This is a genomic window from Paraburkholderia sp. RAU2J (assembly GCF_003634845.1).
GTDB classification, from domain to species: Bacteria; Pseudomonadota; Gammaproteobacteria; order Burkholderiales; family Burkholderiaceae; genus Paraburkholderia; species Paraburkholderia fynbosensis.
This window is the reverse complement of the sequence record NZ_RBXG01000004.1, coordinates 239,370-260,897: the sequence shown is the minus strand read 5'-3', so window position 1 is coordinate 260,897 and position 21,528 is coordinate 239,370. Positions and strand designations below refer to the sequence as shown.

18 protein-coding genes and 4 pseudogenes are annotated in these 21,528 nt (G+C 59.8%); 19 read left to right on the top strand and 3 right to left on the bottom strand.

Going from position 1 to position 21,528, the window contains the following annotated elements; translation table 11 throughout:
• Positions 1-60 precede the first annotated feature (60 nt).
• The 11 genes from B0G69_RS38980 (at position 61) to B0G69_RS38930 (ending at position 12,129) form a co-directional block, all read left to right on the top strand.
• On the top strand, positions 61-312 hold the full coding sequence (locus tag B0G69_RS38980; RefSeq protein WP_121325342.1) for a hypothetical protein: 252 nt from the start codon (positions 61-63) through the stop codon (positions 310-312).
• A 126-nt stretch (positions 313-438) separates the two neighbouring features.
• On the top strand, positions 439-1,020 hold the full coding sequence (locus B0G69_RS38975) for a YjbF family lipoprotein (RefSeq protein ID WP_121325341.1): 582 nt from the start codon (positions 439-441) through the stop codon (positions 1,018-1,020).
• Between the two features lie 103 nt (positions 1,021-1,123).
• Positions 1,124-3,985 carry a YjbH domain-containing protein gene (locus B0G69_RS38970; RefSeq protein WP_241991741.1) on the top strand — a complete coding sequence of 954 codons (2,862 nt, stop codon included), beginning with the start codon at positions 1,124-1,126 and terminating at the stop codon, positions 3,983-3,985.
• A 161-nt stretch (positions 3,986-4,146) separates the two neighbouring features.
• The gene (locus B0G69_RS38965) at positions 4,147-5,211 is read left to right on the top strand and encodes a polysaccharide biosynthesis/export family protein (protein WP_241991740.1); all 1,065 of its coding nucleotides are present in this window, start codon (positions 4,147-4,149) and stop codon (positions 5,209-5,211) included.
• 3 nt (positions 5,212-5,214) lie between these two features.
• On the top strand, positions 5,215-5,652 hold the full coding sequence (locus B0G69_RS38960; RefSeq protein ID WP_121325338.1) for a low molecular weight protein-tyrosine-phosphatase: 438 nt from the start codon (positions 5,215-5,217) through the stop codon (positions 5,650-5,652).
• Positions 5,653-5,713: 61 nt separating this feature from the next.
• Positions 5,714-7,954: a polysaccharide biosynthesis tyrosine autokinase gene (locus B0G69_RS38955; RefSeq protein ID WP_121325337.1), complete on the top strand. Its 2,241-nt coding sequence runs from the start codon at positions 5,714-5,716 to the stop codon at positions 7,952-7,954.
• Positions 7,932-8,987 (top strand): hypothetical protein, encoded by a 1,056-nt coding sequence (locus B0G69_RS38950; protein ID WP_241991739.1) that lies wholly within the window; start codon positions 7,932-7,934, stop codon positions 8,985-8,987. The genes B0G69_RS38955 and B0G69_RS38950 overlap by 23 nt, the downstream gene beginning before the upstream one ends.
• A 69-nt stretch (positions 8,988-9,056) precedes the next feature.
• Positions 9,057-9,923: a 3-deoxy-8-phosphooctulonate synthase gene (gene kdsA / locus B0G69_RS38945; protein ID WP_121325335.1), complete on the top strand. Its 867-nt coding sequence runs from the start codon at positions 9,057-9,059 to the stop codon at positions 9,921-9,923.
• Entirely contained in the window at positions 9,920-10,423 is a 504-nt protein-coding gene (locus B0G69_RS38940; RefSeq protein ID WP_121325334.1) for an HAD hydrolase family protein, read from the top strand. Before kdsA ends, B0G69_RS38940 begins: the two co-directional genes overlap by 4 nt.
• Positions 10,359-11,237 carry a 3-deoxy-manno-octulosonate cytidylyltransferase gene (kdsB, locus tag B0G69_RS38935; RefSeq protein WP_241991737.1) on the top strand — a complete coding sequence of 293 codons (879 nt, stop codon included), beginning with the start codon at positions 10,359-10,361 and terminating at the stop codon, positions 11,235-11,237. The genes B0G69_RS38940 and kdsB overlap by 65 nt, the downstream gene beginning before the upstream one ends.
• Positions 11,194-12,129, top strand: a complete 936-nt coding sequence (locus B0G69_RS38930) for a KpsF/GutQ family sugar-phosphate isomerase (RefSeq protein ID WP_121325332.1) — start codon at positions 11,194-11,196, stop codon at positions 12,127-12,129. Before kdsB ends, B0G69_RS38930 begins: the two co-directional genes overlap by 44 nt.
• 44 nt (positions 12,130-12,173) lie before the next feature.
• Here the strand turns inward: B0G69_RS38930 and B0G69_RS38925 are convergent, their stop codons facing one another.
• Positions 12,174-13,199, bottom strand: coding sequence for a helix-turn-helix domain-containing protein (locus B0G69_RS38925; protein WP_121325331.1), 1,026 nt, complete (start codon positions 13,197-13,199; stop codon positions 12,174-12,176).
• A gap of 424 nt (positions 13,200-13,623) precedes the next feature.
• On the opposite strand from B0G69_RS38925, the gene B0G69_RS38920 reads away from it, so the two are divergent.
• Together B0G69_RS38920 and B0G69_RS42920 are read left to right on the top strand one after the other, a co-directional pair.
• Complete coding sequence (locus B0G69_RS38920) at positions 13,624-14,739, top strand: hypothetical protein (protein WP_121325330.1); 1,116 nt, start codon at positions 13,624-13,626, stop codon at positions 14,737-14,739.
• A 411-nt stretch (positions 14,740-15,150) separates the two neighbouring features.
• Positions 15,151-15,471, top strand: coding sequence for an acyltransferase family protein (locus B0G69_RS42920; RefSeq protein ID WP_277873623.1), 321 nt, complete (start codon positions 15,151-15,153; stop codon positions 15,469-15,471).
• On the opposite strand, the pseudogene B0G69_RS38910 reads toward B0G69_RS42920, so the two are convergent.
• A pseudogene (locus B0G69_RS38910) lies at positions 15,414-16,205 on the bottom strand (IS3 family transposase); the annotation flags it as partial. The gene B0G69_RS42920 and the pseudogene B0G69_RS38910 sit on opposite strands and share 58 nt — an antisense overlap.
• Here B0G69_RS38910 and B0G69_RS38905 point away from each other — a divergent pair.
• The 6 genes and pseudogenes from B0G69_RS38905 to B0G69_RS38880 form a co-directional block, all read left to right on the top strand.
• Positions 16,204-16,362, top strand: a pseudogene (locus B0G69_RS38905) (ATP-binding protein); the annotation flags it as partial. The pseudogenes B0G69_RS38910 and B0G69_RS38905 overlap by 2 nt on opposite strands.
• A gap of 675 nt (positions 16,363-17,037) precedes the next feature.
• Positions 17,038-17,412, top strand: a complete 375-nt coding sequence (locus tag B0G69_RS38900; RefSeq protein WP_121325328.1) for a DUF3564 family protein — start codon at positions 17,038-17,040, stop codon at positions 17,410-17,412.
• An 82-nt stretch (positions 17,413-17,494) separates the two neighbouring features.
• Positions 17,495-17,644, top strand: coding sequence for a hypothetical protein (locus B0G69_RS41255; protein ID WP_158609063.1), 150 nt, complete (start codon positions 17,495-17,497; stop codon positions 17,642-17,644).
• Positions 17,641-18,502 (top strand): annotated as a pseudogene (locus B0G69_RS42625) (IS110 family transposase); the annotation flags it as partial. The gene B0G69_RS41255 and the pseudogene B0G69_RS42625, both read left to right, overlap by 4 nt.
• A 277-nt stretch (positions 18,503-18,779) precedes the next feature.
• Positions 18,780-19,322 (top strand): hypothetical protein, encoded by a 543-nt coding sequence (locus B0G69_RS38885; protein WP_121325323.1) that lies wholly within the window; start codon positions 18,780-18,782, stop codon positions 19,320-19,322.
• Positions 19,312-19,614: pseudogene (locus tag B0G69_RS38880) on the top strand (SDR family NAD(P)-dependent oxidoreductase); the annotation flags it as partial. The gene B0G69_RS38885 and the pseudogene B0G69_RS38880, both read left to right, overlap by 11 nt.
• Positions 19,615-19,822: 208 nt before the next feature.
• Here the strand turns inward: B0G69_RS38880 and B0G69_RS38875 are convergent.
• A complete protein-coding gene (locus B0G69_RS38875; RefSeq protein WP_241991736.1) occupies positions 19,823-21,265 on the bottom strand; it encodes a PHB depolymerase family esterase in 1,443 nt (480 codons plus the stop codon).
• Positions 21,266-21,528 lie beyond the last annotated feature (263 nt).

Here is a 21,528-nt window from a genome sequence, read left to right as displayed (position 1 = left end):
CAAGGCGGCGGATACCCGTCCTTCAAGTGCGGCTCATGTCGCCATCCAACGAGGTGATCTATGAAAAAGCTCCTTACGCTGGTCTCGGCAGCAGCGCTTGCGTTGCCTTCACTTTCATTCGCACAGGGCGAAGAGGGCGCAGCGGCGGCTGTGACCGTCGCGACGCCGGGTGGCATCAGTGGCACCGCGTTGGTGGTGGCCGGCGTCGTCGCGACGGCTGCCGCTGTTGCTGCCGTCGCGAGCGGTGGCGGCAATGGCACGTCCTCAACGGGCACGACGGGGACGACGGGCACCACTGGCACGACGCCCTGATCCTTGCGCATTACAGAACTGGCGGCTCGTGCCCGCCCCCGCCCATATGTACAGCGGTATCCGGCGACGCTCGCGAGAAGTCTGGTCTGCGCGTCGATCACTTTGCTGTGCGCCTGCACCCACCCCATGCGCGCGATATCCGACAGCTACGCTTTTCTCCGTCAAACCAGCGAGGCGCAAGTCGAGCGTACGGTCCTTGCGATAGGTCATCAATATCTTAAGGTTTCCTCACAGGGACGCGCTGCGCTTCTCGTGCTGGGCAATGTCGAGCGCGATCCGCAGGGCGATATCGAGGTGTGGTACTCCGGGGCGCGCGAGGTGCTACGCATTCAGAACGGCCGCCTTCTGGGCGCTACCGGCCTGTCGACGGAATGGATGAATGTGCGGCTTGCGTCGCCGCCGGACTGGCTCTCGGTTGCGGGGCCGACATCATATGTGCGCCGACGCGACATGATGCCGGGCTACGACTTCGACGAGTCCGACAAGGTGACGGTGCAGCCAATCGGCATGCCTTCGGACACCCGCTACACGGGCCCTGGCGCTGCGCGTTTGCGCTGGTACGTCGAGCATTCGCAGGGACGCATCGCATTGCGCGACGCGCGCTACGCCGTCACGCAAAAAGATGGCAGGGCTGTGGTCGTGTACGGCGAGCAGTGTCTCGATCCACGGCTATGTATCAGCTGGCAGCGTTGGCCCGCCGAAGCTTGACGTCATGGCCAGCGGAATTAAGGACGCGCTGGAGCGCGGAAGAGTCTATGCGTTTTATTGTTTGCTATCGTGCACAAGCCTGCCCGCATTCGGAGAGCATGTCGTGACCATCAGCACATCCGTGCGACTGGGCGACTGGCTCGCCGAGCGGCTCGCCCTTCCGCGGGGGCGGGAGCGGGATATCTACGTGACTGGCATCCAGTGGCAGTCGGCGCGCGAGCGTACGTTGCAGCAAGGAGCAAGGCAGACGCTGCTCGACCAGATCGACTATCTGTCAGGACCACACGTACCGCCCCAAGCCAACCGGGACGGCCTCGCTGCACTTGTCGCATCTCGAAAGGCGACGGGTCGCGTCGTGCTAAAGCGTGCCGATCCGCGCTGGCTGCAGGCCAATCCGAGCGACGATCCGATCCTGAATGCCGGTGACGCCGTCGCCATTCCTGAGCGCCCGTCGAGCGTCACCGTGATCCGCAGCGATGGCTCACTATGCGCCGTGCCTCACGTCGTGCAGGCCGAGGCCCTCTATTACATCCGTACTTGTGATCCAGATGCGGCGCCAGACTGGGTCTGGGTCGTACAGCCCGACGGTGTGGTGCAGAAGGCGGCCGTCGCGCTATGGAACCGGGCACCGCAAGACCCGCCCACGCCCGGCGCATGGATCTGGGCGCCCGGCCGTTCTTCGGGCTGGCCCGAGTCGCTCTCGATCCGCCTCGCTACATTTTTTGCGACGCAGGGGCCATCGGGACTCGACGACGCGGGACACGACGTTGAGGCCGACGTCGCGCCGCAACAGCCGGGACCCGCACAGGCAGTGCCGCAACTGGCGCAGTTTCACGCGCGCGGCCTGCCTGTCACGGCCAGCGACTGGGGCACGGCCGGCCTCCTGCAAACCCCTACCGCGCGCATGAACGAAGCAGGCGAAGCGTCGATTAGCGTTTCGTCCACGTCGCCATACACGCGGTTCAACGTGATGCTGCAGCCGCTCGACTGGCTCGAGTTCGGCTTCCGCTATACCGACATCAGTTCGCAACGGTATGGCTCCGTGGCGCTCAGCGGCACGCAAAGCTACAAGGACAAGAGCATCGATTTCAAGGTTCGCCTGCTGAAGGAGACGGCAACGACGCCGGCGCTCGCATTCGGGATGCGCGATGTCGGCGGGACCGGTCTTTTCTCCGGCGAGTATTTCGTTGCGAGCAAACGCACGGGAGATTTCGACTGGAGTCTTGGCATTGGCTGGGGCTATCTTGGCGCACGCGGCAATATTCCCAATCCGCTATCCGTGTTCAGCGACCGGTTCAGGAACCGGCCCACGGCGGACGTGAATGTGTCCAACGCAGGGACGTTCTCGCGGTCCTATTTCCGCGGACCGATGTCGCTGTTCGGCGGCGTGCAATATCAGACGCCGTGGGACAGGCTGATCCTGAAGCTCGAGTACGACGGCAACAATTACCAGAACGAACCGTTTCACCAGCGATTCCCGACGCGCACGAGCTTGAATTTCGGCGCGGTGTACCGCGTGAACTCGAATATCGACGTGACGGCCGCGCTCGAGCGCGGGAACCGCGCCATGTTCGGTGTGACGCTGCACGGCAACCTGAGCAACATCGGCACGCCGAAGGTGAGCGATCCGTCACCGGTACCGCTCGCGATCCCGTCTGCGGCGGTCCCCACGACATCGTCTGCGGCAACGTCCACAGCGTCGTTTGCGGCACCGCCCGTGGCACCGCTCGCGAATGCGGATGCATGGAGCGGGACCGCGCGGGAGCTGGAGCAGCAAACCGGCTTCTCTGTGCAGAGCGTCTATCGCGATGGCGCGCAACTGATCGTCGTGTTCGACCAGGTCGACGCGTTCTACCTTGAGGACAAGGTCGATCAGATCGCGGCCGTGCTGAACCGGAATGCGCCGCCAGAGGTGAGCGTCTTCCGTATCGCGCTGCGCTCACGCGGTCTGCCCGTCACTGGTTACGCGGTGGTCCGCGACGCATGGGTGACGAACCATACCCGTGCATTGCCGCCCATCGACAGACAGCAGGCCTTGTACACATCGCCGCCTGCGAGCGTGCCGGCCGACGACTCGCGCCGGTCGGACGTCTACGAGGGTTCGCCGCAGCGCTTCTATGTCTCCGTGGGTCCGGCGTACCAGCAGACCCTCGGCGGGCCGAACGGATTCGTGCTCTATCAGATATCGGCGAATGCCTATGCGGAAGCGCGTCTGCGACGCGATACTTGGCTCGCAGGCGATTTTAATCTTGGCATCGTCGACAACTACGACAAGTTCACCTATACAGCGCCGAGCAATCTGCCGCGCGTGCGCACGCATCTGCGCGAGTACCTGACTACATCCCGCTTCACGATGCCGCTGCTGCAACTCACGCATGTGGGTGCAATTGGCCGCGATCAGTTTTACAGCGTCTATGGCGGATACCTGGAAAGCATGTTTGCGGGGGTCGGCGCGGAATGGCTCTATCGACCGTGGGGCAGTTCGCTTGCACTCGGCGTCGACGTCAACCGCGTGCGTCAGCGTGACTTCAGACAGGACTTTTCGTTGCGCGACTACTCAGTGACGACGGGCAACGTGACGCTGTATTGGGACACCGGCTGGAACGGCGTGCGTGTCGAACTAAGCGTCGGGCAGTATCTGGCGAAGGATCGCGGCGCGACGCTGGATATCAGCCGTGTCTTCCGCAACGGCGTGACCATCGGTGCGTATGCGACGAAGACCAACGTGTCGAGCAAACAGTTCGGTGAAGGGAGTTTCGACAAGGGCATCTACGTGACGATTCCGTTCGATGCGCTGTTCACTCGCTCGACGGGCGGCGTCGCGGCGATTCGCTGGTCACCGCTGACGCGCGACGGCGGTGCAAAGCTAGCCCGCCAGTTCGCGCTGTACAACATCACGGACAAGAGCAATCCGCGCAATTTGTGGTTCGCGCCGCCGTCGGCTGCGCAGACAGGCTCCGAGTAGCGCCCTTTGCGTCCGATTGCCAGGGGCGGCCGAACCATCCGTGATTACGTGTACTGACTGCACTATCCAATCTGCTGACTATGAAAATAATCACGTCGTCAAAACTGACTCTTGCCTTCTTCCTTGCCCTTACGCTCGGCGGGTGTATGTTCGCACCCGGCATGGGTTTCGACGCGTCGCGGCCCGTTGACCCAGGAGATCCGAACTCGTTTCCGATCGTGACGCCGATCACCGTCGCGCTGATCCAACGCGATCTGCTAGACAGCCGCGAGCGCGTCAAGTCGGACGATAGTTACACGCCGCTCGTCGGTAAGCCGAAGCCCTACCGGATCGGCCCGCAGGACGTGCTGTCGATCATCGTCTGGGACCATCCGGAGCTGGTGATGCCGAACCTCACCTACGACGTTGGGGGCGGCATGGCGGGCGGCGCGGGCATGGCCTCGCAGGTCGCGCCAGGCTTCATCGTGGACGACCGGGGTTACGTTCAGTTTCCCTATGTGAAGCAACTTCGGGCTGCGGGGCTGAGCGAACAGCAGTTGCAGCGCGTGTTGATCGACAGGCTCGCCCCCGTGATTCCCGATCCGCAGGTCAGCGTGCGGGTGGTCGGCTTTCGCAGCCAGAAGGCCTATGTCGACGGGGAGGTGCGCAATCCCGGCGTCAAGCCGGTCACCGACGTCCCCAGCACGCTCGCGGAATTGCTGAACCAGGCAAACGGCATTCCGCCGACGGGTGATCCCTCGCGCATCCAGCTGACGCGCGGCTCGGTGACGTACCGGATTGATTTGCCACAGATGCGCGCGAAGGGGCTGAGCCTCAACGATATCGTTGTGGAAAACGGCGATGTTATCCGGGTGCCGCCGCTCGCTGAGCATCGCGTCATCGTAATGGGAGAAGTGGGCAAGCAGAGCCCCGTTCCGTTTCGCACCGACGGGCGTCTCTCGCTAAGCGATGCGCTGGGCGATGCCGGTGGGGTCAGCCAGGTCACGGGCGATGCGAGCGAAATCTACGTGATACGCCGCAATGTGGAGGCCGCTCTGCCGATCGTTTATCACCTCGACAGCAAATCGCCGTCGGCCATGTCGCTCGCAAGCGGTTTCCAGCTCCAGGCCGACGATGTTGTTTACGTAGGCGCGCCCGGCGTGATCCGTTGGGACCGCTTCATTACGCCACTCCTGGGCAGCACGACGGGGGCCTATTACTTGCAGCGCACTGCACGAGGCAATTGACGCATGATTCGATCGATCCTGACCGTTTGCATTGGCAACATCTGTCGCAGCCCGATGGCCGCAGGTCTGCTGCGCGCACGCCTGCCGAAGTACCAGATCCCGTCCGCCGGTCTCGGGGCCCTTTCCGGCATGCCGCCCGACCGGCTCGCCCGCGAGCTGATGCATGAGCGCGGCATCGACATCGACGCGCACCGGGCGATCCAGCTCGGCGCGCTGCATTGCTCCAGCGCGGACATGATTCTCGTCATGGACGGCGAACAGAAGCGAATGATCGAGGAGCGCTATCGGTTGACGCGCGGCAAGGTCTTTCGGCTCGGCAACTTTCAGGACCGCGACATCTTCGATCCCTATGGCGGCACCCGCGCGGACTTCGAGCGCTGTCTCGAACTGATCTCACTCGGAGTCGACGAGTGGGTCGAGCGGATCAAGCTCACTGCGTGAATCGTGGCACGACTTTCGTGCTTCCACTGTATTGGTGCATTGCTTACCTTGGCGTAATTGAATGAACGTAATGACCCGTCCTCCCTCGCATCCCGTCGATGAAGAAGAGCAGTTCGACCTCGTCACGATCCTGGATGTCGTCATCGAAAACCGCTGGCTGATCGGCATCGTGGCCTGCGCGTGTCTCACGCTCGGCGTGCTGTACGCGTTCATCGCAGAACCGGTCTATCAGACCGACATCATGATTCAGGTCGAGGAAAGCCCCGACGCGTCTGCGGCCAAGAGCATGCTGGGTGACGTGTCGTCGCTTTTCGACGTGAAATCGACGGCCGCCGCCGAAAGTCAGATCCTCGCTTCGCGGCTCGTCGTGACACGCGCGGTCGAAAAGCTGCGCCTCTACATCGACGCCAGTCCAAGGCGCTTTCCACTCATCGGCAGCTGGCTCGCTCGTGACCGAAGCGAGCTATCGAAGCCCGGTTTTTTCGGTTTCGGCGGATATGGATGGGGCGCCGAACGTATCGACGTGCCACGCTTCGACGTGCCCCAGACGCTGGAGGGCGAGCGTTTTCGCGTGACGGTCGTTGACGCGAACCACTACCGTCTGTCGGGCAGCGGCCTCGATGAGCCTTTCGTCGGTCAGCCTGGCAGGCTCGAGACCATTCCGTCGGCGTATGGAGCTCTGTATCTCCGCGTTGACACACTGCGAGGCAATCCGGGAGCGAAGTTCAATTTGACTCGTTATTCGAAGGTCAAGACGATTTCGAACCTGCAGGACAAGCTCGACGTGCAGGAGAAGGTCAAGCAGTCGGGTGTTCTAATCGCAAACTTGCAGGATAAGAATCCGCTGCGCGTCGCCAGCATACTCAACGCAATCGCCGAGCAGTACGTCTTCCAGAACGTCGAGCGGAAGTCGGCCGAAGCGGCTCAGTCGCTCAGGTTCCTCAACACACAACTGCCCGAAATCAAGTCGCGGCTTGAACAGGCGCAGGCGCGCTACACCGCCATGCGGGACAAGCGCGGCTCGCTCGATCTCACCGAGGAAGCGAAGATCGCCCTCGGCCAGTCAGCCGACGCGAAAACACGGTTGCTCGAATTGCAGCAGCGGCGCGATGAACTGGCCCGGCGCTTCAACCCAGGGCATCCCGCAATTCGCACAATCGATGCCCAGATGGCAAACCTGCGCCATTTCAGCGACGAAACCTCCGCGCGGATCAAGGCACTGCCCGATGCACAACAGGATATCGTGCGGTTGATGCTCGATGTGCAGGTGAACACGGATCTCTATACGTCGTTGCTGAACAATTTCCAGCAGTTGCAGCTCGTCAAGGCTGGCAAGACGGGCAATGTGCGGCTCGTCGATCGGGCCAGCATTCCTGAAGATCCCGTAAAACCGAAGCGGGTGCTCGTGATTGCCGGGGCGGCGCTGGTCGGCGTGTTTCTTGGCGTTGTCGTCGCCTTCGTGAGGAATATGCTGTTCCGTGGCATCAGCGATCCAAACGAGATCGAGCGGCGCAGCGGATTACATGTCTACTCGACGATTCCGCTGAGTGAGCTTCAGCCTGATCTTTACCGTCGCATCCGTGCAAAGGAACCGGGGGTCAAGTTGCTCGCAGTCGATGCACCGGAGGACCCCACCATCGAAAGTTTCAGAAGCCTGCGTACTGCGCTTCAGTTCACAATGTTCAATGCGAAGAACAACGTCGTGCTGATTACCGGTCCGGCACCCTCGGTGGGCAAGTCGTTTGTCTCGGCGAACTTTGCCGCTGTGCTGACGACGGCGGGCAGACGTGTACTCCTGATCGACGCCGACTTGCGCAAAGGTTACCTGCACCAGTATTTCGGCTTCGAGCGCGGTATTGGTCTGTCCGAGATCATCTCGGGGCAACAGACGGTCGAATCGGCGTTGCACAGGAGCGTCTTGCCAAATCTGGACTTCATCGCGACGGGCGTGCAGCCGCGCAACCCCGCTGAGCTTCTGCTCAGCGAGCGCGTACCCAACCTGATTCGCGAAGTCTCGGCCATGTACGACATCATTGTGATTGATACGGCACCTGTATTGGCGGCTGCCGATGCAGGCATCCTCGCGCCGGCTGCGGGAACTGTGTTCCTCGTTGCGCGAGCGACAGTGACGAAGATGGGCGAACTCACGGAGTCTATGAAGCGCCTCGCGCAGAATGGCGTTTCGGCGACAGGCGTACTCTTCAATGGTCTTAATCTGAGGCACGCGAAGTACGGATATGGCTCAAAGTACGGCGCCTATCGTTACGCGGCCTATACCTATGAAAGCGATGCCACGAAATAGACGCGTGCGTGAAGGATCGGCCAACGAGTGGATGGGTCGCATTGTGTCGGCTTGCGTGTTTGGAGCCTTGCCGATTCTTGCGGCCGCACAGGCAGCGAGCGCCAGCGGAGATACTGCGCCGGCGCCGGCCGGCAGCGCGGGCTATGTTTCGCACACGTTTCATAGCCGCTTTACGGCCGGATCTGTCGACTTGCAGGATGAGCGCACGGCGAACTTCCAATGGTTCCGCGGGCGCTTCTTCGGTTACCCGCCGCTTGAACGCTCGGCCGTATCACTGGCTAATGGGGGGGAGGGTGTCGTGCTGGCCGACAGCCGTCGCGCAAATTACGGCATTGCGACGGCTGCCCCCACCCGGGACGGAAAAGGCTGGGTTGGTATTGCTTTTGGCGGCGGGGCTTATATCGAGGCGCAACTCCAGTTAGATCCCGCCGCGTCCCGTGAAGCGCCGCAGAAGGGCTGGCCGGCGTTCTGGGGGATGGCGATCGAACATTTGGCGGCGTTGCCTGGCGAGCAATGGCCCGGCCAGCCGAAGGGCTATCAACGCTTTATCGAGGTGGACATTTTCGAGTACGACCTCACCCGCTTTGGTCTTCCTGATGCGTGGTACGGAAGCGCGATTCACGACTGGTACGGACGCTACCAGGCGACATGCACGGGAGGCTACTGTCATCACTCGACGGCAACTCCGGACGTGCGCATGAAGCCGCCGCCCGCAACCGATTTCAACTGCTTTCATACGTACGGCTTCCTCTGGATTCCAGCGACCGCGCATACACCCGGACGCGCTCAGTTCTTCTTTGATGGCAAGCCCATCGGCAAGCCGACTAGGTGGGAACGTCACACGGATCGCGAGCCTGAACTGGAGATGAAATCCGCCGGGTTCAGTGTGCTCGACAAGAATCATCTCGTGCTGATTCTCGGCACCGGCCGCACCCAGCCTATGACAGTGCGCACCGTTGACGTGTGGCAGGCATCGCCCGCGGCCAACCTGGTTTGCGGCGGGGCGGCCGCGGACGCTTGCGGGACAAACTGACTTTTGCGTCTACGCCACGACGCCCGGGGGCGGGCGCTGAATACGCATTTGATACCGGAGATATACGACATGAATGCTAGTCAACAAGAGCTGGTCATCGCGAACAACGTGACCGTTTCCAATCAGGATCCGTTCGTGCTGTTCGGGGGAATCAATGTGCTGGAAGACCTGGATTCGACCCTTACCGCATGTGCGCGATACGTGGACGTCACGCGACGTCTCGGCATTCCCTTCGTGTTCAAGGCTTCGTTCGACAAGGCCAACCGCTCATCAATTCATTCATTTCGTGGCGTCGGGTTAGAGGAGGGGCTTCGGATATTCGAAGTGGTCAAGCGCGAATTCGACTTGCCCGTGCTGACCGATGTGCACGAGATTGACCAGGCCAAGCCGGTCGCCGAGGTAGTGGACGTGTTACAGGTGCCCGCGTTCCTCGCGCGTCAGACTGACCTCGTCGTCGCGATCGCACAGACGGGGCGCGTCGTCAATATCAAGAAGCCGCAGTTTATGAGCCCCGCACAGATCAAGCATGTCGTGGGCAAATGCCGTGAAGCGGGCAACCCGCGTGTCATTCTTTGCGAGCGGGGCAGTTCATTCGGTTACGACAACCTCGTCGTCGACATGCTCGGTTTTCGGACCATGCGTGAAGTGTCGGACAACTGCCCCGTGATCTTCGACGTCACGCACAGCCTGCAATGCCGCGATCCATTCGGCGAAGCATCCGGGGGACGTCGCAAACAGGTATTTGAACTCGCACGTGCCGGTATTGCGGCGGGCGTCGCGGGATTGTTCCTCGAGTCGCACGAAAATCCCGATCAGGCACGTTGCGACGGACCGAGCGCGTTGCCGCTCGACCTGCTCGAACCGTTCTTGACGCAAATGAAGGCATTGGACGATCTCGTCAAGTCCTTTGTCTCTGTCGAGGAAGGCCGGCTGTGAGTCCGCAATATCGCGGGGCAATCCGGCTGGTGCTGTTCGACGTGGACGGCGTGTTAACGGACGGCTCGATCTATCTGGATGGCGAAGGCGAGTGTATCAAGCGCTTCAACGTGAAGGACGGCGTCGCGGTCGCATTGCTTCGCTCGCACGGCATCGCGACAGGAATCCTGTCGGCAAACTCGAGCCCAGCGTTGACGCTGCGGGCCAGTCAACTGAAGTTCGATGTCGTTGTGACCGGGTGCGATCGTAAGCTGGTGGCGTATGAGCAAATCAAGGCCGAGCGGAACCTGCTGGATGCACAGATCGCTTTCGTCGGCGACGATGTCATCGACCTTGCCGTGATGCGCGTTGCCGGGTACGCGTGCGCACCGGCTGACGCGCATCCGCTCGTGCTGCGCGCGGCGGCTTACGTCGCGCAATGTGGTGGTGGTCACGGTGTCGCGCGACGCCGCCTATGCCCTCTCATCGAATCATGGAGCCGACATGACGTCACCCAATAACGCGTCACGCTTGCATGTCGTGATACCTGCGCGATACGGATCGACGCGTCTGCCCGCCAAGCCGCTCATTGAACTGGCGGGCGTACCGATGATCGTTCGCGTGTATCGGCGCGTCAGGGAAGCGTTGGGTGCCGACGCGCAGATCATCGTCGCGACCGACGACAGCCGCATCGCGACTGTGCTCGTCGACAGGGGGATTCCAACGCTCATCACCGATGTTCAACATCAGTCGGGCACCGACCGGACTGCAGAAGTCGCACGGCGGCTCGGCTGGCACCCGAACGACATCGTCATCAACGTTCAGGGAGACGAGCCGCTTATTCCAACGGCGTTGCTGAAAGAGTTCGTTGATTTCTGCGTCGCCGACCCCGCATTGCTCATGGGTACCATCGCTGCGTACGTCACGGAGCGTACGCATCTGCATGATCCAAATGTCGTGAAGGTTGTCCTCAATGCACGTGGCGATGCTGCACTTTTCTCCCGCTCAGCCGTCCCTCACTTTCGTGATTTGAATCCCGACCAATGGCCTTTGTCAGGCTTTCTGCGCCATATCGGAATCTACGCGTATCGGCGCGATGTCATCGACACATTGACGCGGGCACCTGTGTGTGTGCTCGAACGGTCGGAGAAGCTCGAGCAATTGCGTGCGATCTGGCTCGGCATTCCGATCAGGGTCATGACGTGGCCTGAAGCGCCGCCACATGGCGTCGACACCTGGGACGACGTGCAACGCGTAACCGATTATCTACTTGCTATAGCGGAGGTTCGTCATGAGCAATCCAGGGTTTGTTGCGTCGGCCGCACGCGTATTTGAGGTCGAGGCGCGTGCCGTCGCTGCGCTGGCGGCGCGGCTCGACGACAATTATTCGAAGGCTGTGCGGACGATTATCGACTCGACTGGCCGAGTGATCGTGTGCGGAATGGGCAAGTCTGGCATCGTCGGACGCAAGATTGCGGCGACCCTGTCGAGCACGGGCACGCCGGCGTTCTTTATGCATCCAGCGGAGGCGTATCACGGCGACCTGGGCATGGTGCAACAGAGCGACGTTTTCATTGCGATCTCGAACTCGGGAGAAACCAATGAGGTGATTCAACTCCTACCGTTTCTCAGGCAGAACGGCAACAAGATGATTGCTTTTACAGGCAATCCGTCTTCAACGTTGGCTAAAGCTGCCCATTGTCATCTGGACATAGGCGTGGAGACCGAAGCGTGTCCGTTACAGCTCGCGCCCACCGCTTCGACGACAGCCGCGCTTGCAATGGGCGACGCGCTTGCTGTGACGCTGATGGAGGCTCGCGATTTCAAGCCTGAGAACTTCGCCCGCTTTCACCCCGGAGGCTCGCTCGGCCGTCGACTGCTGAGCATGGTCGAAGACGAGATGGTCAGCAACAATCTGCCCTTCGTTGATGGGACGGCCAAGGTCATGGAAGTCCTGTCAGTGATGACGAAGAGCAAGCTTGGTCTCGCCATCGTCAGAAATGAGGCGGGTGACGGGCTCATTACCGACGGCGACGTCCGCCGCTTGCTTGAAGAGCACGAAGAGACCGCGTTCGAGAAGTCCGCAACGGAGTTCATGTCCCGCGATCCCGTCGTGGTGCAAATCGGCACAAGGGTGGAAGATGCGCTTGTGCTGCTGGAGCGACATAGGATCACGTCGCTAGTGGTTGTCGATCACACGGGGATCGTCGGAATATTCAAGAAGTAACGCTGGGAAGTGGGCCCGCGGTCGCGCGGTGCCACCCCCGTCGCTCATTTATTGTCGAAGTCGGTTCGCGCGAAAGTGCGGTAGTCGCTCGCCGAGACTGCCAGGCGACGTTTGAAAATCTTTGCGAGGCGAATGCCATTGCCCATGCCGCATCGCCTTGCGATCTTGTCGATCGGCAAGGTCGTGGTAATGAGAAGCCTGCATGCGATGTCCAGCCGTACGCGCAGCAGATACTCCGAAGGCGGCATTCCTATTTCTGCCTTGAAATGCCGCAGGAACGTCCGATCGCCCATAGAAACGCTCCGTGCCATGTCGTGCGCGGTAATGGGACGTGCACAGTTCTCCTCGATCCAGCGCGCAGCTTCCTTCATGGTCGATGCAATGTTTGCGTTAGGCGCATCCCCGAGAAGCGGTGCAAGCCAGCGGCCAGAGAAGGGCATGAGTTGTTCTGCAATGCCTTCTGCCGTTTCATAGTCGAAGTCCGTTTTTACAAGCGAGAGCGCGGTGAGCATCAACGAGCCGGCGTTGATATCGAGCTGGAGGTTATTCTCCGAAACAGTGTTCAGGCGGGTGCCCGCCGGGCTGATCGGGACGATCATGCCACGTGCGCTTGGAAGTTGCGCTCCTTTGAGAAGTAGCGCTCCATTTCCCGAGGCCTGCACGACCTTGACCGTCTGGAATACTCGCTTGAGCCAGTCGGTGGTCCGTTTATCGTCGGCAGCCGCTGATGCCCCCTCTCCGTCAGCAATGAAGAGCACGTCATATGAAGCAGGTTCCGTCGCGTCCAATGATTCGGTTTCGACGGTGATCGAGTTCGTGCAACGAATCTGGCCTCCCTTGCTTGACAGCAACGACACCGCATACGGATGAGCCGTTTGCTCGTGCCAAGCCACCGCCACAGAATTGGCAAGGCTGAAAATTTCAACGACCAGTCCGATGTCCAGGAATGAGCAGTTCTCGAACAGCAAAAGCCCTATGCGCTTGTCCCGCTTTTTCGCTGTGCGGAAGCCGGTTTGCGGAATCGAGACCGCGCGCGACTGAAATACTCGGGAGTGTGCTTCTTGCTTCATTATTGTTCTCATTGAAGGTGCATTGCACCAATTCTATCCAGGTGAAAAAGAATCAATCCATGCTTGACGACAAAGGGCATGACTTTGTCTGATATAGATAAACGTATAACCATATAATTTGTTGTACACGAATTCATTTGCTTGACAAGTTGACCGTTCAGGACATTCGACGCAAGCTGATGATTAAACGATTTCGTCGAAATTAAGATCAATGAAAACAGGTGATCGGGGGTGTCGTTTTGGAAACTGAACACAGGAATACAGGAAGGACGTTAGGTTACCGCCTAGTCGGTTGATTTTTTCTTAAGGTCGCAAACGCTTTCCTGGCAATAAATGCGATTTTCATGGAATCATATGCAATACGTCCCGCATGAAAAACAATATGACTGTTTCAGCGGCGGGTGAAAAAATCTCGAGGCATTGAATGTTGCTACGACGATTAATCGACGGTAACGAGGGAAAATTGACATCAGAATTATTTTTTGTAATCCCCGTCGTCCGGCGCGGCACGCTTGAATTGGTGATGGACGGGGTGAAAGGGATTCGCTCGATTTCTGGAATGGGGATTAAAATCATTGCTCCGTTCAACGACGAATTTTTCAGCTGCTATTCGCCGGCTGAGGAGCTTGAGGCGGTCGATCTGGTCGACGTTGGGAATATCGAGTGCAATACATTCAGGTCCAACGCTGCGAACACTCCGTTGCTTGCGGCGTTGACGTGCGCAGCGGCCGTCGCGGAGGAAGGTTGTCCGGATATACTTATATTTGTCGGACTCGAATCATGCTCCGACACCCTCGCTGACTATGAGTTTCTGCTGAGGCGGCGCCTTGCTCCGGCACGTGTATTCGTGCTGGATACCCAGCACACGACATCGACAAGTTTGCTCTCCACTGACATGGCGCGCGGGTGCTCCCTTCGTGCGTCGTCAACGATCAGGCTTTTGCCACCGCAACAAAAACGCGTCGAACGTGGCGCGCGCGAAGGAGCAAGAGCTGCGTTCGGTCTGACGGATAGGGACTTCGCCGTCCTTATTCCAGACGATGAGAGCGTCCGGGAAGAGTCGAGTCGCATTGCCCGGTTCGTACGTGCATTGTCGAAAGCACAGAATACGCATTTTCTGGCCGGTACGAGCGTGCTCCAATCATGGCCGTCCGTCGGCGTGCCGCTTGTAGATGCGGATATCAAGGCGCCCTTTGTGGCTGCTGCGCTCGGCGGCGCAAACGCGATCGACGCAGCAGACATGATCGTGAGTTTCGGGAGCGGGAAGGGTATATCGTGTTGCTTCATCGACGCGGACGCTGGAATTTTCCTCGCCGTCCGCAACAACCACACCGAGAAGTTTGCCGTTCTCGCAGACAGCGACGCGTGCGACGCGATCGACGATTTCATTAAAGCAATTGACATGTTACCGAGCGACACAGATCGATCGGCCGAGATGTTGCGATGTGCGCTCGTTAGGGATCTTCAGGCTCGAGCGAGTCGTGGCTTCGGGAGAAGCCTGTTTCGGGCGATAACGCAAAATCACGGGGCGCATGCGTAACTGGTGGACGCGTGCAATGGGGGGCAGTGATTCATTTTGGGGCTTTGTTTCGTGTCGCGGTGCTGAAGCTCACGAAAGGTTTGCCAAGCCAAGTTCATCGACTTGTTTATTCGTTTCACATATCGGCGTTAATCCCAAAGCCGCGTCTACGGGAGTCCTGCGCGACGAACTACCGCGGAAGATCACGGAATTATTGCCTTTTCGTCCGAAGCGCGTCGATTGATCATGGAATCGGACTGGTTCGGCAGACCCGAAAACCACGGGCATCAACGAATACTTTCCGGTCCCCGTCAAACTATTTCCTTTTTCCGTCCGAAAGGATGCGAAAGTAATTGGAGGGAGTTATAAGGATTCGTTGGTCGCTCAACCTGGCCCGGTCGGCGACATAGCTCAGTGACAAGAGAGTGCTATATGGGGAAAAATCTGCCGATCCAGTATCTACGCGCATTCGCGGCACTACTGGTCGTCGCCTTTCACGCGCCCGCGACGATTGCCGCATTTGGCAACTCGCTGCCCCTGCTGCGGGCGGGCGCGTACGGCGTCGACATATTCTTTGTCATCAGCGGATTCATCATGGGAGCGACCGGCGCTAGTGGTGGATCGAGCCGTGCAGAGAGAGGTGGCCTCGTTCGTTCGGACAGGAGCTGCGAGTTTTTAAGTGGAATTCTGGGTAATCAAGCTGCCGATTTTATCGCTGGCAGCGTGGCGAAGTATGCTTCATCCGGTGTCTGATCGGCCAGCCTGGAATGAGGCCGATTCTGGTTATACCAGTTCAGGTAATTGTCGATCGAGCGGCGCGCGTGGCCGACCGAGTCGTACGCTTTCAAATAAACCTCTTCATATTTGGCGCTGCGCCACACCCGTTCGACGAACACGTTGTCACGCCAGGCGCCTTTCCCATCCATCGACAGAAGAACCTTCCGGCTGAGAACCGCGTCGGTGAATTCGGTTGCGGTGAACTGGCTTCCTTGATCCGTGTTGACGATCTCAGGCAGGCCGCATTTCGCAAACGCTTCCTCCAGCGCCTCGACAGCATGGCAGCTCTCCAGCGTGATCGCCACCCGGTGTGCCAACACCCGGCGGCTCGCCCAGTCCACGACGGCCGTCAGATAGACGAAGCCGCGCGCCATCGGGATATAGCTCGTATCAAGCGCCCAGACCTGATTGGCCCGGTCGATCTTCCGGTTGCGCAGCAGGTACGGCCAGATCCTGTGGGCCGCATGCTTGCGGCTCGTGTTCGGCTTGCGATACAGCGCCTCGATACCCATGCGCTTCATCAGGGTGCCGACGTGCCTGCGTCCGAGCTTGATGCCTTCGCGACGCAGCAGCCGTGCCAGCATTCGCGCTCCTGCAAACGGATGCTCGAGATGAAGCCCGTCAATCCGGCGCATCAATTTCAGATCCGCTTCGCTGACTCCACGCGACTGGTAATAGGCACTCGAGCGGCTTATGCCTAACAGCCGGGCGAAGATGACCATGGCATAGCTGGACCGGCTGACGCATCACTGCCACATCGTGGAGACCGGCAACGAAAGCTACCGTTTCCGCCATAGCAGCGCCAGTGCAAAGAAGTATATCCGCTCGCGCAGAGCCGACGGTGCGAGCGAGAACGAATCGGCCTGATCGTTGCTTGCCGCGCAGTGGAAGCCGCTACGGGCTACGCTCTTCGCAGCTTCTACTGCGCAATGCCACCTCACACGAAGGAGGACAAGCACTCCCCAAACTCATACACTTATCCACAACCGGTCTTTCTTCAGACCGGTCTCCACCCCGGCTCAAAGCCCGGTCGGCGCGTTAGCTTAAAATTCATTCGGCGCGGACACCGCCGCGCGCCAGCCATCAGCATAGGCGCTACCACAACACGTCAAATACACGCACATTCTCGGCTTGATCGAGATCAACGACGCGGTCGGTGGCCGGCCGTAAACTGAACTCGTACCCTAGCGTAGGAGCGCGTACCATCAATGCCTGCCCCGCAGCTCGCAGCTCGCATATACCGCGTTATTCGTATGTGCCGCCGCTGCCGCGCATGCCGACCCCCTAACCGGCCGCCTTAGTGACGAGCGTCACTGCACATTTTGTCGTACACGCGACGCGCAGTGCGCGCACACGCTGATCCTCCTCGCAAGATGCATTGGGGGAGATGGCGATACCCCTACGGGCCGGTCGGGTGGCCCGACATAGACGTACGACTCGCATGCGCTGATGCAATGAGCACTCGGTCAGTGATTTCGCGGCAAGCGCCGCGATTTTCTCGGTACGTCTCAGCTTGGCGGAATATATGTTCGGAGAATCTTCATGCGTCTTACTGTCCAGCTCGACATGTTCAATCGGGCCCATCCGATGGCATTTGCAATCCTCTGGATCGACAAGGAAAAGCGGCAATGGTCGCGCGAAGGTCATTTTGGACTTGAACTGCCTAAATGGGGCTCGCTGCACGTGGATTGCGGCAATACGCTAGTGTGCGAGCCCAACGACAGGGCACCAGTATATGTTCTAGAAGGACTGAATCTAGACTGTTGCTACGGACTCTTCCAAGGTGAAGCTGGACGCGTGCAGTGGTACACGGAAGGCGACCTCGCTCTGATGTCCGGCCATTGGCGTGTGCAGTGTATCGACAACGAACGGGCGCAGCCGGAACACGGACTGTTCGCTACCGCTGGCGACTCCTAACGCAATCTGGGTTACAGGTTGTGTCTCACTAAGAGACGGGCGGTAGAATCCGGCTGATACAAAGTCGCTGGTGGGTGAATCGATGAAGACGCCGAGCCCGGGGTTGGCCAAGGTACTGAAGCGCCTGCATTATCCGCTGGAGGTGATTCTGGCGGGCTTTGGCCCTTCGGGGTTCGGCATGTGCCAAAGTGAAGAAGTCGTGACTTCCACGGCAAAGGAGCGTTCATCATGAAGATTGCCACTGTCGGACTGGATCTTGCAAAGACTCTATTCCAGGTTCATGGAGTGGATTCTCAGGGGCATGTTGTCGTACGCAAGCAACTGCGCCGCGCTGATGTACTGGCGTTTTTCGCGAAGCTTGAACCGTGCGTGGTCGGCATGGAGGCATGTGGGTCGTCGCATTATTGGGGCTGGGAACTCACGAAGCTTGGACACACGGCGTGCCTGATTGCCCCGCAGTTCGTTCGACCTTACGTAAAGAGCAACAAGACCGATGCAGCCGATGCTGAGGCAATCTGCGAGGCGGTAGATCGACAGCACATGCGCTTTGTGCCGATCAAGACGCAGGCGCAACAGACGATGCTTTCACTGCATGGGGCACGCGCCGGGCTCGTTACAGCAAATCCCGTACGGCATTGGCCAATCAGATTCGCGGTTTGCTGAGCGAGTTCGGTATTGTCCTGCCGCAAGGCATCCGGCTGCTCGGACAAAGGGTCATCGAAGCTCTTTCCAATCGCGAGCATGAGCTTTGTGAACAGTTCCGGACCCTGATCCAGTTACTTGTGGAGCACTTACGCGAACTGGGCAATAAGGCACTGAACTGGAGGGGCGCATCCGCGCGATGCATCGTACGGATGCGGCTGGGCAACTTCTTGAAACGATTCCCGGAGTCGGGCCGCTCACCGCTTCCGCGCTGGCAGCATCAATCGGTAGCCCCCGAGCCTTTCGGGACGGCCGTGAACTCGCCGCATGGCCGGGTCCGGTCCCGCGTCAGCACTCCTCGGGTGGCAAACCACGTTTGCTGGGCATCAGCAAGCGTGGCGATACAGCACTACGAACGCTTCTGATTCACGGCGCTCGTGCTATTATTCGTAATCCTGAGGGAAAACCCGGGGCGCTTCACTCTCCACTCTGGCATAACTCTCTCGCTGCGTAGCGGGAGTCGTCCGTCACGTCAGAACGTACGGCGAAACGGCCGACGGACAGCGCAAAGCGTTCGCGCTCGCAGAAAACTATCTCGCGGTTGACACGAGTCAACCAACTTCTGACTGCCTCGTGTACATTGGACGCACTGTTGCCGCGCACACATTTGCCGCAGCCTCCCGTTGCACGCATGCGGACCGCTTCATCACGTCAGGAGAGCCATCATGGCAGGAAAATCCGTCACACCCTTCGATCTGTACCGCGCGAATCTCTCGTTTGCGCTGCAAATGGGGAGTTTCAGCCACGAAGCCCGGCAGTGGGTTTCCGAGTTCGAGATGCAGCGCATCCGGCGCGATCTGGCGGCGGCGCATGCCATTCGCAACGCGGTGTCGACCGCTCATGACTGGAGCGAACTCTCGGCGTCTTACCAGTCCGCGGTGCGCGATTACATGGCGACCACCACAAACCTCTGGCAGCAAGGGCTGGACTCTGCCGTGCGGCTGCAAAGCGGATTTAGCGAAGGCCTGCGCGAAGCGTCGGCGACCTGGCAATCGGCCTGGAGCGAGCAATGGCCGACGCATGCCCCCATGAATCCGCTCATGCTGCCGTGGCAGGAATGGCTGCGACGTATGGAAAGCACGGCGGCGGGCATGGCCTGCGGACAAGCGGGCCGAGGCGGCGTCTCCAGTCAGGTTACGCCGGAGACTTCGGCTAAATCGCCGGCCTCCAGCAACCGTCCGAAGCAGGGCGAGCATCATGCCGGCTAAGCGCGTAGCTTTCATTACCGGTGGCATGGGTGGCTTGGGCGCCGCGATCAGCCGGCGTCTTCACGATGCGGGCATGGTGGTCACCATGTCGCACTCCGAGCGCAACGATCACGTTGCCACCTGGCTCATCCATGAACGCGATGCCGGTCGCCATTTCGTCGCCTATGAGGCCGACGTCTCCAGCTTCGATTCGTGCGCCCATTGCGCCGAGCGCGTGCTCGCCGAATTCGGTACGGTGGACATTCTGGTGAACAACGCGGCCATCACCCGCGACTCGACTTTTGTCAGGATGAACGCGCCAAACGTTTACTCCGGGCCAATTGCTCAGGAGCACGAACAACGCGCGCGACGTCGACACCTTCCTGTTCCGCCCGCACGACGGGGCGATCAGGAGCGCGCAAATGGTTGAATCCCTCAATGCGCTGCGCACGCAACCCGGGCGCAAGCTGGTGAAGATCAGCAAGAAAGATACCGGGTGCCCCTCGGGAAGGCCCGGGCCATTATGGACAACTGCCGATCACGTAATACCCTGCTGCGATTTGTGCGAGAGTACTCGTGTAGTATACGTTATCGAGTCCCATGTTCTGGTTGGAGCCGTTGGCGTAGGCAGTACCAAGGTCGTCGTGCGCACGGCCGGCCTGCACGTGCGCGTAATTGGTGGCCGTCGTAGCGGTACAGGCGTAGCCGGATTGCGTCGTGGCCGTAATCGCTGTCGATTGGGCGCTTTCTCCGCTAGTCGGGTCAATTTCGGTCACCGAATAAGTGTAGCTCGTACTCGCGATCAGGCTCGAATCGGTATAACTCGTCGTGGTGGATGACCCGACCTTCGCGCTGTTGCGGTAGACGTTGTAGCTGGTCGCGTTCGGCACCGGATTCCATGTCAGGGAGACGCTCGTCTGCGTCGTTCCCGTGACGGTCAGCCCGGTCGGCGGCGTGCCTGTTGGCTGAGTGCCGCCGCTGCCCGCGCGCAGATTGTTGGTGGTCCAGAAATCGATCACGAACTGCGGGTAGTTGATGTGCGTGGCGTCCACGTAGTTGGTATTACCGCCCCCAGCGCCGGCCGGCCATGCGTGCGCCATGCCTGAAACGGTAATTTCATGTGTGCGGACCTTACCGTTGCTGTCCGTGTAGGGCGTATTGGTACCTCCGCCAGCAATTGAAGCAGCGGAGCCTTGCGTGAATGTGCCGCCATAGAGTTGTCGGAATGCGGCGGTATCGATCGGGCCGTAGCCTTGCGCCACGGTGTAATCCGACGTACCCCACACGGCACCCGCGATCTGCGTAGCGAAGCTACCCGAGTTCGATCCGGCCCATGCCCGGCACGCGTTGGCCGCCGTCGTCGCCGTATATCCTGACGGTACATAGCTGATTTGTGCCGTCGTCGTACCCGGCGGCGGCCCGGCGTTAATGCCGATGCCAGCGAAAACGTCGGGCGCGATACAACCCAGCACCATCGTCATTCCGCCACCGGACGAGAGCCCCGCGACATAAACCTGATTGGGGTCGACCGCATACTGAGCGTTCGTGACAAACCGGTTCACGAGATCGAGCAATACGCCGACATGCCCCCTGGTGCGGGTCGGTGAGGTGTTCGCATAGTCCCAGCAATGGTTGCTGTAGACATTGCCAGTGGCATTGGGCGCGAGGATCACTGCGCCATATTTGTCGGCGATGGTTTTCCAGTTGAACCCCCCGCCGTTTGAATTGGCGATGACGTCGCCCGACGCCGTTTGCTGGCATCCGTGCAGCACCAGAACAAGGGCGCGTTTGCCGTTTGGCGTGCTCGGCTGGCTCGCGGGCCAGTAGAAATAGCCGGTCAGATTTCCGCCGTTGACGGTGTCGGCCGCCCAGGTCTGTTGACTACTCCAGGTGCCGGGGCCTGCCGTGACCGTGGCGTGTACTGAAGTTGCGGTCAATAGTGCCAGCCAGAAGACGGCCAGCATCTTCCTCCATAGACTTTCTATGCAAAATGATTTCATTCCCAATTTCCTTATTCAGTTTTTATGAGGCGTCGCGAAAAGACGTCCAATATGCGCCGGGTAGGCGTACAGGACATCGCACGACAAGGCGCTTTCTTAACTTCGCCAGGTTTTGGAACGGGACGACAGAAACGTTGCTCCGGGACGCGCGGGTCACGGACGGGGAAAAACGTTGAGACTACATGGACACCGCAGCCTGGCTCTGCCTGGGCGCATTACTCTAAGCA

Bases quoted from the DNA above. Each gene is read 5' to 3' on its own strand.
- B0G69_RS38980 (WP_121325342.1), top strand. From the start codon at position 61: ATGAAAAAGCTCCTTACGCTGGTCTCGGCAGCAGCGCTTGCGTTGCCT.
- B0G69_RS38975 (WP_121325341.1), top strand. From the start codon at position 439: ATGCGCGCGATATCCGACAGCTACGCTTTTCTCCGTCAAACCAGCGAG.
- B0G69_RS38965 (WP_241991740.1), top strand. From the start codon at position 4,147: ATGGGTTTCGACGCGTCGCGGCCCGTTGACCCAGGAGATCCGAACTCG.
- B0G69_RS38960 (WP_121325338.1), top strand. From the start codon at position 5,215: ATGATTCGATCGATCCTGACCGTTTGCATTGGCAACATCTGTCGCAGC.
- B0G69_RS38955 (WP_121325337.1), top strand. From the start codon at position 5,714: ATGAACGTAATGACCCGTCCTCCCTCGCATCCCGTCGATGAAGAAGAG.
- B0G69_RS38950 (WP_241991739.1), top strand. From the start codon at position 7,932: ATGAAAGCGATGCCACGAAATAGACGCGTGCGTGAAGGATCGGCCAAC.
- kdsA (WP_121325335.1), top strand. From the start codon at position 9,057: ATGAATGCTAGTCAACAAGAGCTGGTCATCGCGAACAACGTGACCGTT.
- B0G69_RS38930 (WP_121325332.1), top strand. From the start codon at position 11,194: ATGAGCAATCCAGGGTTTGTTGCGTCGGCCGCACGCGTATTTGAGGTC.
- B0G69_RS38925 (WP_121325331.1), bottom strand. From the start codon at position 13,199: ATGAAGCAAGAAGCACACTCCCGAGTATTTCAGTCGCGCGCGGTCTCG.
- B0G69_RS38920 (WP_121325330.1), top strand. From the start codon at position 13,624: ATGTTGCTACGACGATTAATCGACGGTAACGAGGGAAAATTGACATCA.
- B0G69_RS42920 (WP_277873623.1), top strand. From the start codon at position 15,151: ATGGGGAAAAATCTGCCGATCCAGTATCTACGCGCATTCGCGGCACTA.
- B0G69_RS38900 (WP_121325328.1), top strand. From the start codon at position 17,038: ATGCGTCTTACTGTCCAGCTCGACATGTTCAATCGGGCCCATCCGATG.
- B0G69_RS41255 (WP_158609063.1), top strand. From the start codon at position 17,495: ATGAAGACGCCGAGCCCGGGGTTGGCCAAGGTACTGAAGCGCCTGCAT.
- B0G69_RS38885 (WP_121325323.1), top strand. From the start codon at position 18,780: ATGGCAGGAAAATCCGTCACACCCTTCGATCTGTACCGCGCGAATCTC.
- B0G69_RS38875 (WP_241991736.1), bottom strand. From the start codon at position 21,265: ATGCTGGCCGTCTTCTGGCTGGCACTATTGACCGCAACTTCAGTACAC.